Annotated in this window: 12 protein-coding genes; 2 read left to right on the top strand and 10 right to left on the bottom strand. The window is 70.0% G+C overall.

Annotated features, from left to right (window positions below; translation table 11 throughout):
* Positions 1-70 precede the first annotated feature (70 nt).
* Positions 71-565 (bottom strand): hypothetical protein, encoded by a 495-nt coding sequence (locus TA3x_RS29310; protein ID WP_435022781.1) that lies wholly within the window; start codon positions 563-565, stop codon positions 71-73.
* A gap of 101 nt (positions 566-666) precedes the next feature.
* Between TA3x_RS29310 and TA3x_RS29305 the strand changes: the two genes are divergently transcribed.
* Complete coding sequence (locus TA3x_RS29305) at positions 667-1,002, top strand: hypothetical protein (protein WP_435022779.1); 336 nt, start codon at positions 667-669, stop codon at positions 1,000-1,002.
* A 234-nt stretch (positions 1,003-1,236) separates the two neighbouring features.
* Here the strand turns inward: TA3x_RS29305 and TA3x_RS29300 are convergent, their stop codons facing one another.
* The 5 genes from TA3x_RS29300 to TA3x_RS29280 form a co-directional block, all read right to left on the bottom strand.
* Positions 1,237-1,776 (bottom strand): HNH endonuclease, encoded by a 540-nt coding sequence (locus TA3x_RS29300; RefSeq protein ID WP_435022777.1) that lies wholly within the window; start codon positions 1,774-1,776, stop codon positions 1,237-1,239.
* Between the two features lie 66 nt (positions 1,777-1,842).
* A complete protein-coding gene (locus TA3x_RS29295; protein WP_435022775.1) occupies positions 1,843-2,571 on the bottom strand; it encodes a hypothetical protein in 729 nt (242 codons plus the stop codon).
* 445 nt (positions 2,572-3,016) lie between these two features.
* Positions 3,017-3,241, bottom strand: coding sequence for a hypothetical protein (locus TA3x_RS29290; protein ID WP_435022773.1), 225 nt, complete (start codon positions 3,239-3,241; stop codon positions 3,017-3,019).
* Positions 3,242-4,725: 1,484 nt separating this feature from the next.
* Positions 4,726-5,697, bottom strand: a complete 972-nt coding sequence (locus TA3x_RS29285) for a tyrosine-type recombinase/integrase (RefSeq protein WP_435022771.1) — start codon at positions 5,695-5,697, stop codon at positions 4,726-4,728.
* A gap of 70 nt (positions 5,698-5,767) precedes the next feature.
* Positions 5,768-6,262 carry a hypothetical protein gene (locus tag TA3x_RS29280; protein ID WP_435022781.1) on the bottom strand — a complete coding sequence of 165 codons (495 nt, stop codon included), beginning with the start codon at positions 6,260-6,262 and terminating at the stop codon, positions 5,768-5,770.
* 101 nt (positions 6,263-6,363) lie between these two features.
* Here TA3x_RS29280 and TA3x_RS29275 point away from each other — a divergent pair, with 101 nt between their 5' ends.
* On the top strand, positions 6,364-6,699 hold the full coding sequence (locus TA3x_RS29275) for a hypothetical protein (RefSeq protein WP_435022779.1): 336 nt from the start codon (positions 6,364-6,366) through the stop codon (positions 6,697-6,699).
* 234 nt (positions 6,700-6,933) lie between these two features.
* Here TA3x_RS29275 and TA3x_RS29270 read toward each other — a convergent pair whose 3' ends face one another.
* The 4 genes from TA3x_RS29270 to TA3x_RS29255 form a co-directional block, all read right to left on the bottom strand.
* Positions 6,934-7,473, bottom strand: coding sequence for an HNH endonuclease (locus TA3x_RS29270; protein ID WP_435022777.1), 540 nt, complete (start codon positions 7,471-7,473; stop codon positions 6,934-6,936).
* A gap of 66 nt (positions 7,474-7,539) precedes the next feature.
* Positions 7,540-8,268, bottom strand: coding sequence for a hypothetical protein (locus tag TA3x_RS29265; RefSeq protein ID WP_435022775.1), 729 nt, complete (start codon positions 8,266-8,268; stop codon positions 7,540-7,542).
* Positions 8,269-8,713: 445 nt separating this feature from the next.
* Positions 8,714-8,938 (bottom strand): hypothetical protein, encoded by a 225-nt coding sequence (locus TA3x_RS29260; RefSeq protein ID WP_435022773.1) that lies wholly within the window; start codon positions 8,936-8,938, stop codon positions 8,714-8,716.
* A 1,493-nt stretch (positions 8,939-10,431) separates the two neighbouring features.
* A complete protein-coding gene (locus tag TA3x_RS29255; RefSeq protein ID WP_435022771.1) occupies positions 10,432-11,403 on the bottom strand; it encodes a tyrosine-type recombinase/integrase in 972 nt (323 codons plus the stop codon).

The raw sequence follows: 11,403 nt of genomic DNA, 5'->3' as shown, positions 1-11,403 counted from the left end.
CGGCGGGACCTCCGGTGGATGTCGATCGTCCGGGGCCATCCTACCGGAAGACGCGCACATGGTCAAGTCTTCACTTCTGGATTCCGTCGTCCTGATTGGCCCCCGGCGGCAGCAGCTTGACCATCGGCCGGGTGCCGTTGTCGTGCTCGACAAGGTGGTGGATGGCCCGGATCTTCCCGGCGATCGGCAGGTTGGCGTAATCGGCGTAGGCGGTCCCGGAGAAGGCATCCTCCAGGGTCCGGGCGTTCTCCCGGTCGCTGGCCTTCCTGGCGACCAGGGCGCCGGGCCCGGAGCCGGCGAGGTCGTCGGCGGCCAGGTTCAGCAGGGTGTCGGGCCGGGCGGGACCCAGCAGGTAGCCGGCGAGCCAGTCGCGGGCCTTGGCATCGCCCCCGGCGGCCTGGACCAGGGCGACCCGCACAACCTCCCGCCAGGCATCCAGGTCCACGACGTCGGCGAGGGCCATCAGGTAATCGAGTTCAACGGCCCGGCGAGGGCGGCCGGGTCCTCCGAGGTTCCCCGTGGCGAAGCGGCCGGCGGTGTCGCGGCCGGCGATGGCGTTGGTCATGGTCGAGGTCTCCGTTTATTGACCGTCAATACGGTGCGGGTTGGATGCCGATGATGGGATTGGAGGGACGCGCTTGCGCGCAGCCGTGGCGGTGCTGATCCGTGGCGGTGCGTGTCGGCGTGCGGGTCCTGGAGGATGTCGCGATGGACGTGATCGGGGATGCCGCGATGGACGCGATCGGGGATGCCGGGGTGGACGCGGTCGAGCCGAAGGGGAAGTCCTCCCGGCCTCGGAAGCGTCCATCGGCCAAGGTCGAGACGGGCCGGCGATCGCTCAATCTGAGGGTCGATGAGGCGGTCTACGAGAAGCTCACGATTCATGCAATGAAGCGTCATATGACGATCTCAGACCTGGTCGGCGAGCTGGCGACGAACGGCCTCAGGGATTACGGAATCCACCGACTCGGGCAGCGAGGCGGTGGGTCGGGCGAAGCCTGAGGCCCCCTCGGGTGGGACCGGACACCGCTCTCCCCAGCAGGGGAGGGGAGAAGCGGCGTCCTCGGGAGGGGGGAAAACCTCCCGAGTTTTGTCATTCCTCGCGCGTCGGTCCGGGGGAAACGGCGGGGGGATTTTGCCCTAAAATTTCCGGGAGTCGCGCACGGCGTTGGACGGTCGGTCTGGCGACCATCGATGACAAGGATCGCCCCGGCCCCCTGGGTGGTCCGGCTGGCGTCAGCCCTCCCGATCCGGGTTGTTGCGGACGTGGCCCCAGGTCCGGCCTCGGAGCACGTCGCCGATCGTGTTGGTGCCGACGCCCATCGTCGCGGCGGCCACCTTCCGCGGGACTCCGGCGGCGTCCAGGGCGAAGATCGCCCGCACCTTGTCGGGGTTCAGTTTGGTCCGGAGGCGGCCGTTCCTCAGGGCGTCCCGGCGATTGTCGGCGGGCGATCCGTAGTAAAGGTTCGCCGCGAGGTCGTCCGTCTTCACATCGTTCCGATGCAACACTCCGAGCCCCGGCGGCAGCGGCCCGTAGACCGCCTCGGCAACCAGGCGGCAGAGCTTGACCGACCGGCATTTCCCGTCGCGGCAGAGGTTCAGGTGCCGGTAGCCGTGGCCGTTCACCACGGCCTTGACCGGGCGGAGCTTGCCGTCCGGGTAACGGCGATGGACCTCCCGGCGAGCCGGATTGATGAAGTAGGCCGGGTAGCCGGGCACGGGCGAGAGGTAGTCGAGCGGGTTGTCGGTCGGGCTGTCGGTCGGGCTGTTCATCATGGCGGGCGTCCTTGCCTGGGGGCGGTTTGTAGGATGACTCTCGGTTGCTCGGTTGCTGCCCGGTTGTCAGGGCGGCGGGTCGTGACGCAAGTCGTTTGGTTTTGATAATTTGCGCTTCTTCCCGTTCCCTCGGATGGGCCTGGCAACGGGCGGAGCGGCCGGGCGGGGTGGGTGTGCGGCTGGCCTCGGAACTTTCCGGCGACCCGAAGCAGCCAGGCCGGCGAAGGCGTCCCCGATGATCACGGCCACGGCCACGGCTTCGCGGGCCCGGTCGCGGGCGGCCCGGCGGCGGCGATCCTCCAGGGCCTGGAGCCAGGCGAGACGGCAGGCAGCCCGCTTGCCTCGGAGGGTTTTGCGGGTGGCGGATTCGGCGGCCAGGCCGCGGTACAGGGCGACGGTCTGACCCCAGGTGATCCGCTCGGCGGAGGGGAGCATCGGGCCCGCTTTGCCCGAATGGACGCCGACTTTGAAGGCGTAGTCGCACCAGCTCCGGAGGTTGCGGACGGGGCGGACGTAAGATCGGGCGTGGCAGCCCGGCGAGAGGTCGGCCACGGCGTCGGCGAAGGTCGTGCTGACCAGGTCGGGCGGGACCTCGGAGGCGGCGGCCAGGACCCCGTGCGCGTGCCTTCGGAGGCTGGTGCGGCCGACTTCGTTGCAGGCGACCAGGATCGAGTCGAGGCCCCGGCGCTTGAGCTTGGCGGCCAGGCGACGGGCGAAGGTCGTGTGGATCTCCTGGAGCTTGCGGGGCGTGGCGGGCCCCAGCACGGTCAACGTCAGGGCCAGGCGGCATCGCATGTCGGGTCGGGCCTCCAAGGCGTAGTGCCAGGCTGACGCCTCCCGCCTGGCCCATCGCAAGCGACCCCACGGGCAGCAGCGACCGGGGCGACGGCGGACGGGCAGGCCGGCGAGGCGGTCCAGGCGGAACGCTTCGCAGGCGGCGCAGGTCCTCCCGGTTGGGGCGGTGGTCGGTCGATGGGCGAGGGCGAAGGCCATCCGTGGCGGGTTCCGGGTTGCGGTGCTGGGTGGTTGGGGGAATCGAAGAGGCTAGAGCCGCCCGTCGGGGTTGGTCGCTTCGCGACGCTTCCCCCTCCTCCTGGCTACTGGTGGCTGGTGGCTGGCCAGGCGACGACTTTGGGTCGGGTCCGGGGATCGGAGACGGGCGAGGGCCGAGGGGCGGAGGATCGCGACGGCGGGGGGCATAGGTGATCGCGGCGCAAGTAAGAAGTAGACGCCCCTCCGGTCAGGCGGGCGGGGCGGCCCCCGACTTCGCGGCCCTGGCGGCCTTCGCGGCCTGGCGGTCGGCGACGATCCGGGCGGCCTGGAGCGGCGTCCATGCGGACGTCTGCCCGACGGTGATCGTCGGCCGGGGGATCTTCCGGGTCATCAGCCAATACCGGATGGTCGATTCGTGGACCCCGGCCATCACGGCCAGCTCGGGTGCGGTCACGTACTTGGGACGACTCATGCGGAAACCTCCATGTCCTTCGGGCCGGGGACAGTCCCCAGCCACTAAGGAAACTAGGGTATTTCCTCCTGGCGATGCACGCCCGTCAACGCATGTCAGCCTCGCTGACATCGACGGAACTGGTTGAGGTCAAATGGGTTGCGTTTGTCGCACATGGCAGGGGCGATGTACGATGTATCGCAAACCCTTTCCAAACAGGGACTTGCAACCATTTTGCGGGTGCCGGGAATTCGCGCGGAATCCCGCCGACTTGATGCCTTTCGGCATCACTCGCGCATGACTTGACGTTTACACTTGTGCGTTATGCGTCCAGTGTAGACGTGAGACTCTATTGAACCATCCGGGTCGACCGCCGTTTCGGCCGATCCTCCGGGATGTCCCGGCGGCCTGGCGTCCCCTCCGTGGGCCTCCGGGGCGGCGGATGGGCGATCCGTCGCCCTCGGCCTCAGGATCGCCCTGGCGGCCTCCAGGACGGTCCTGGCGGCCCGGCGTGGCCAGCGATCCCCCCGGACCTCGGAGGCGGTTTCCCCTCCGCCAGGCGCAGCCGTAGCAGCAACGGCCGTCCTCGGCCCCGTTTGTTGCGTTCTTTGAGGGTTCGGGGTCCTTCCCACGGGGGCATCCTGGTCGGCCCCCTGGGGGGCATGTGAAGATGCCCCCCGGTCGCCAATGCTGGACGGGTCGGCGGGCTCGGCGGCCTCCGGCACGGCGGGCAGCTCGGCGGCCTGGTCGTCCTCCAGGGCGGCAGCTCGGGCAGCTCGGGCGGCGTCGGCCCGCTCCAGGCAGGCGTGCCACTCGGCCATCGTGATCGGGTCGGATGTCCTGCGTAGGAGGTGGACCTTCCGCCTGTTCCCGCCGATGTCTTCCCGGCGAATGATACCGAGGTCTGACAGGCGTAGAAGGACGGCCTTCGCCACGGTGGGCCCGGCGACTCCGAGCCTGTTGGCGAACTCCCCATTGCTGGGCCAGCAAACCGACCTGGACCTTGCGTAGGTTTCCAGGACCATCCAGGCTGCCAGGACGTCCCGATTTACGTGCTCGACCACGCTGAGGGCGACGTGAACTCGCCACTCGGCGGGGTCGGGTTTCCCGGTGGCGATCGTTGAAGCCGGGCGGGGGGCGAGGCCGATGTTCATGGTACGGCAGCTCCAATGCCGAGTCTTCGCGAAGACATGGGACCTCGTCCGGGAACCAGCCGGGCGAGGTTCTTCGCGTTTACGGCATCGGCATCCGGGGCACTTGGGCTTGACTCGGATGGGGTCCGTGATGGTTGCGATAATGCTCCTTTCCGCAACCATCCCAGTTGACAGGTGTATCCGAGGCTGGTAGAATGACCGTCATGACCCATCGGGGTCACAATCTAAGGCGGAGATGCGGGTTCGAATCCCGCCGGGCCTATCGACGGGTTCGTAGCTCAATTGGATAGAGCACGTCTTTGATCACAGGGCCACCATGTCCCAGCGGCATGGTGGCCCTTTTTTTTGACCTCAATCATCGGCGGCGACCAGGGCGGCCAGGGTCCCGGCCAGGTCGGTCCGGGCATCGTCGTACCGTTGGGTCACGCGCGGATCGGCATGGCGGCCGAACTTGGCGGCGGCCCGGACGTTGCCGTTGCTGACGTCCAGGGCTCGGGTGATCCCCTGATGCCGCAGCCCGTGGGGCCGGGGGCGGCCGGCCAGCCCGGCACGATCCCCCAGCCGGGCGACCAGCAGGCGAACGGCCTCGCCGCTGATCCGCCCGGTCCCGGTCGCGGCACGGTCCAGCCGGCAGAACAGCGGGGCGTCGGGCCGGGGATCGGGATGCACGGCCAGCCAGGCGGCCAGGGCGGCGGCGGTCGGGGCCGGGATGGTCAGCCGCTCGACCTGCCCGTTCCTCCCCTTGCCCCGGATGGCCACGGTGGGCCGATCGCCGGAGAGGTCCAGGTCGGCCCGGTCCAGGGCGACCAGCTCGCCGCGCCTCAGCCCCAGGTCGTGGAGCAGGGCGACGGCGGCCCGGTCGCGGCGGCCGGTGGGCCCGGCGTCGGCGTCGGCGGCGGCCTTGATGGCCCGGACCCCGTCGCGGCCCGGTCCCCTGGTGTCGCGGTAGGCGGCGACCCTTGGGTTCTTCACGTCGATCGTCCAGGCGACCAGCCCGCAGGCACGGGCCCAACCGACCAGGGCTCGCAGGCTCGACATCCGACGGGCAACGGTGGCGGGGGCCAGCCCCACGGACATCATGTTCCCCTTCCAGCCGAGGGCCAGCCGGTTCGCCTCGCCCGGACCGGAGGCCAGGAACGCGGCGGCGGCCTCGCCCGGCCCGGCGGACCCCATGTAGTCGGCCAGCCGCCCGAGGTCGGCCCGGTAGGCGACCAGGGTCCGGCCCGACACGGTGGACAGGAAGTCCTCGGCCAGGTCGGCGGCCGGCCAGGCGACGGGCGACGGGTCGGCGGGAAGGGTCGCGGGCAGGGTCGCGGGCAGCATCGGCGGGACCTCCGGTGGATGTCGATCGTCCGGGGCCATCCTACCGGAAGACGCGCACATGGTCAAGTCTTCACTTCTGGATTCCGTCGTCCTGATTGGCCCCCGGCGGCAGCAGCTTGACCATCGGCCGGGTGCCGTTGTCGTGCTCGACAAGGTGGTGGATGGCCCGGATCTTCCCGGCGATCGGCAGGTTGGCGTAATCGGCGTAGGCGGTCCCGGAGAAGGCATCCTCCAGGGTCCGGGCGTTCTCCCGGTCGCTGGCCTTCCTGGCGACCAGGGCGCCGGGCCCGGAGCCGGCGAGGTCGTCGGCGGCCAGGTTCAGCAGGGTGTCGGGCCGGGCGGGACCCAGCAGGTAGCCGGCGAGCCAGTCGCGGGCCTTGGCATCGCCCCCGGCGGCCTGGACCAGGGCGACCCGCACAACCTCCCGCCAGGCATCCAGGTCCACGACGTCGGCGAGGGCCATCAGGTAATCGAGTTCAACGGCCCGGCGAGGGCGGCCGGGTCCTCCGAGGTTCCCCGTGGCGAAGCGGCCGGCGGTGTCGCGGCCGGCGATGGCGTTGGTCATGGTCGAGGTCTCCGTTTATTGACCGTCAATACGGTGCGGGTTGGATGCCGATGATGGGATTGGAGGGACGCGCTTGCGCGCAGCCGTGGCGGTGCTGATCCGTGGCGGTGCGTGTCGGCGTGCGGGTCCTGGAGGATGTCGCGATGGACGTGATCGGGGATGCCGCGATGGACGCGATCGGGGATGCCGGGGTGGACGCGGTCGAGCCGAAGGGGAAGTCCTCCCGGCCTCGGAAGCGTCCATCGGCCAAGGTCGAGACGGGCCGGCGATCGCTCAATCTGAGGGTCGATGAGGCGGTCTACGAGAAGCTCACGATTCATGCAATGAAGCGTCATATGACGATCTCAGACCTGGTCGGCGAGCTGGCGACGAACGGCCTCAGGGATTACGGAATCCACCGACTCGGGCAGCGAGGCGGTGGGTCGGGCGAAGCCTGAGGCCCCCTCGGGTGGGACCGGACACCGCTCTCCCCAGCAGGGGAGGGGAGAAGCGGCGTCCTCGGGAGGGGGGAAAACCTCCCGAGTTTTGTCATTCCTCGCGCGTCGGTCCGGGGGAAACGGCGGGGGGATTTTGCCCTAAAATTTCCGGGAGTCGCGCACGGCGTTGGACGGTCGGTCTGGCGACCATCGATGACAAGGATCGCCCCGGCCCCCTGGGTGGTCCGGCTGGCGTCAGCCCTCCCGATCCGGGTTGTTGCGGACGTGGCCCCAGGTCCGGCCTCGGAGCACGTCGCCGATCGTGTTGGTGCCGACGCCCATCGTCGCGGCGGCCACCTTCCGCGGGACTCCGGCGGCGTCCAGGGCGAAGATCGCCCGCACCTTGTCGGGGTTCAGTTTGGTCCGGAGGCGGCCGTTCCTCAGGGCGTCCCGGCGATTGTCGGCGGGCGATCCGTAGTAAAGGTTCGCCGCGAGGTCGTCCGTCTTCACATCGTTCCGATGCAACACTCCGAGCCCCGGCGGCAGCGGCCCGTAGACCGCCTCGGCAACCAGGCGGCAGAGCTTGACCGACCGGCATTTCCCGTCGCGGCAGAGGTTCAGGTGCCGGTAGCCGTGGCCGTTCACCACGGCCTTGACCGGGCGGAGCTTGCCGTCCGGGTAACGGCGATGGACCTCCCGGCGAGCCGGATTGATGAAGTAGGCCGGGTAGCCGGGCACGGGCGAGAGGTAGTCGAGCGGGTTGTCGGTCGGGCTGTCGGTCGGGCTGTTCATCATGGCGGGCGTCCTTGCCTGGGGGCGGTTTGTAGGATGACTCTCGGTTGCTCGGTTGCTGCCCGGTTGTCAGGGCGGCGGGTCGTGACGCAAGTCGTTTGGTTTTGATAATTTGCGCTTCTTCCCGTTCCCTCGGATGGGCCTGGCAACGGGCGGAGCGGCCGGGCGGGGTGGGTGTGCGGCTGGCCTCGGAACTTTCCGGCGACCCGAAGCAGCCAGGCCGGCGAAGGCGTCCCCGATGATCACGGCCACGGCCACGGCTTCGCGGGCCCGGTCGCGGGCGGCCCGGCGGCGGCGATCCTCCAGGGCCTGGAGCCAGGCGAGACGGCAGGCAGCCCGCTTGCCTCGGAGGGTTTTGCGGGTGGCGGATTCGGCGGCCAGGCCGCGGTACAGGGCGACGGTCTGACCCCAGGTGATCCGCTCGGCGGAGGGGAGCATCGGGCCCGCTTTGCCCGAATGGACGCCGACTTTGAAGGCGTAGTCGCACCAGCTCCGGAGGTTGCGGACGGGGCGGACGTAAGATCGGGCGTGGCAGCCCGGCGAGAGGTCGGCCACGGCGTCGGCGAAGGTCGTGCTGACCAGGTCGGGCGGGACCTCGGAGGCGGCGGCCAGGACCCCGTGCGCGTGCCTTCGGAGGCTGGTGCGGCCGACTTCGTTGCAGGCGACCAGGATCGAGTCGAGGCCCCGGCGCTTGAGCTTGGCGGCCAGGCGACGGGCGAAGGTCGTGTGGATCTCCTGGAGCTTGCGGGGCGTGGCGGGCCCCAGCACGGTCAACGTCAGGGCCAGGCGGCATCGCATGTCGGGTCGGGCCTCCAAGGCGTAGTGCCAGGCTGACGCCTCCCGCCTGGCCCATCGCAAGCGACCCCACGGGCAGCAGCGACCGGGGCGACGGCGGACGGGCAGGCCGGCGAGGCGGTCCAGGCGGAACGCTTCGCAGGCGGCGCAGGTCCTCCCGGTTGGGGCGGTGGTCGGTCGATGGGCGAGGGCGAAGGCCATCCGTGGCGGGTTCCGGGTTGCGGTGCTGGGTGGTTGGGGGAATCGAAGAGGCTAGAGCCGCCCGTCGGGGTTGGTCGCTTCGCGACGCTTCCCCCTCCTCCTGGCTACTGGTGGCTGGTGGCTGGCCAGGCGACGACTTTGGGTCGGGTCCGGGGATCGGAGACGGGCGAGGGCCGAGGGGCGGAGGATCGCGACGGCGGGGGGCATAGGTGATCGCGGCGCAAGTAAGAAGTAGACGCCCCTCCGGTCAGGCGGGCGGGGCGGCCCCCGACTTCGCGGCCCTGGCGGCCTTCGCGGCCTGGCGGTCGGCGACGATCCGGGCGGCCTGGAGCGGCGTCCATGCGGACGTCTGCCCGACGGTGATCGTCGGCCGGGGGATCTTCCGGGTCATCAGCCAATACCGGATGGTCGATTCGTGGACCCCGGCCATCACGGCCAGCTCGGGTGCGGTCACGTACTTGGGACGACTCATGCGGAAACCTCCATGTCCTTCGGGCCGGGGACAGTCCCCAGCCACTAAGGAAACTAGGGTATTTCCTCCTGGCGATGCACGCCCGTCAACGCATGTCAGCCTCGCTGACATCGACGGAACTGGTTGAGGTCAAATGGGTTGCGTTTGTCGCACATGGCAGGGGCGATGTACGATGTATCGCAAACCCTTTCCAAACAGGGACTTGCAACCATTTTGCGGGTGCCGGGAATTCGCGCGGAATCCCGCCGACTTGATGCCTTTCGGCATCACTCGCGCATGACTTGACGTTTACACTTGTGTGTTATGAGTCCAGTGTAGACGTGAGACTCTATTGAACCATCCGGGTCGACCGCCTACGATGGGGGGTTTCGGCCGATCCTCCGGGATGCTCCGGCGGCCTGGCGTCCCCTCCGTGGGCCTCCGGGGCGGCGGGCGGGCGATCCGTCGTCCTCGGCCCCAGGATCGCCCTGGCGGCCTCCAGGACGGTCCTGGCGGCCCGGCGTGGCCAGCGTTCCCCCCGGACCTCGGAGGCGGCTTCCCCTCCGCCAGGCGCAGCCGTAGCAGCAACGGCCGTCCTCGGCCCCGTTTGTTGCGTTCTTTGAGGGTTCGGGGTCCTTCCCACGGGGGCATCCTGGTCGGCCCCCTGGGGGGCATGTGAAGATGCCCCCCGGTCGCCAATGCTGGACGGGTCGGCGGGCTCGGCGGCCTCCGGCACGGCGGGCAGCTCGGCGGCCTGGTCGTCCTCCAGGGCGGCAGCTCGGGCAGCTCGGGCGGCGTCGGCCCGTTCCAGGCAGGCGTGCCACTCGGCCATCGTGATCGGGTCGGATGTCCTGCGTAGGAGGTGGACCTTCCGCCTGTTCCCGCCGATGTCTTCCCGGCGAATGATGCCGAGGTCTGACAGGCGTAGAAGGACGGCCTTCGCCACGGTGGGCCCGGCGACTCCGAGCCTGTTGGCGAACTCCCCATTGCTGGGCCAGCAAACCGACCTGGACCTTGCGTAGGTTTCCAGGACCATCCAGGCTGCCAGGACGTCCCGGTTTACGTGCTCGACCACGCTGAGGGCGACGTGAACTCGCCACTCGGCGGGGTCGGGTTTCCCGGTGGCGATCGTTGAAGCCGGGCGGGTTGCGAGGCCGATAGACATGGCAGGCACCTCTAATGCCTTGTCGACGCGCGAAGACACGGGACCTCCGCCGGGCCAACGGCGGAGGTTCTTCGCGTTTATGGCATCGGCGCGCCGGGCACTTGGGCTTGACTCGGATGGGGTCCGGGATGGTTGCGATAATGCTCCTTTCCGCAACCATCCCAGTTGACAGGTGTATCCGAGGCTGGTAGAATGACCGTCATGACCCATCGGGGTCACAATCTAAGGCGGAGATGCGGGTTCGAATCCCGCCGGGCCTATCGACGGGTTCGTAGCTCAATTGGATAGAGCACGTCTTTGATCACAGGGCCACCATGTCCCAGCGGCATGGTGGCCCTTTTTTTTGACCTCAATCATCGGCGGCGACCAGGGCGGCCAGGGTCCCGGCCAGGTCGGTCCGGGCATCGTCGTACCGTTGGGTCACGCGCGGATCGGCATGGCGGCCGAACTTGGCGGCGGCCCGGACGTTGCCGTTGCTGACGTCCAGGGCTCGGGTGATCCCCTGATGCCGCAGCCCGTGGGGCCGGGGGCGGCCGGCCAGCCCGGCACGATCCCCCAGCCGGGCGACCAGCAGGCGAACGGCCTCGCCGCTGATCCGCCCGGTCCCGGTCGCGGCACGGTCCAGCCGGCAGAACAGCGGGGCGTCGGGCCGGGGATCGGGATGCACGGCCAGCCAGGCGGCCAGGGCGGCGGCGGTCGGGGCCGGGATGGTCAGCCGCTCGACCTGCCCGTTCCTCCCCTTGCCCCGGATGGCCACGGTGGGCCGATCGCCGGAGAGGTCCAGGTCGGCCCGGTCCAGGGCGACCAGCTCGCCGCGCCTCAGCCCCAGGTCGTGGAGCAGGGCGACGGCGGCCCGGTCGCGGCGGCCGGTGGGCCCGGCGTCGGCGTCGGCGGCGGCCTTGATGGCCCGGACCCCGTCGCGGCCCGGTCCCCTGGTGTCGCGGTAGGCGGCGACCCTTGGGTTCTTCACGTCGATCGTCCAGGCGACCAGCCCGCAGGCACGGGCCCAACCGACCAGGGCTCGCAGGCTCGACATCCGACGGGCAACGGTGGCGGGGGCCAGCCCCACGGACATCATGTTCCCCTTCCAGCCGAGGGCCAGCCGGTTCGCCTCGCCCGGACCGGAGGCCAGGAACGCGGCGGCGGCCTCGCCCGGCCCGGCGGACCCCATGTAGTCGGCCAGCCGCCCGAGGTCGGCCCGGTAGGCGACCAGGGTCCGGCCCGACACGGTGGACAGGAAGTCCTCGGCCAGGTCGGCGGCCGGCCAGGCGACGGGCGACGGGTCGGCGGGAAGGGTCGCGGGCAGGGTCGCGGGCAGCAT

The organism is Tundrisphaera macrotermitis, assembly GCF_051175315.1.
GTDB lineage: Bacteria > Planctomycetota > Planctomycetia > Isosphaerales > Isosphaeraceae > Tundrisphaera.
This window is presented reverse-complemented; position numbering and strand designations above follow the sequence as displayed.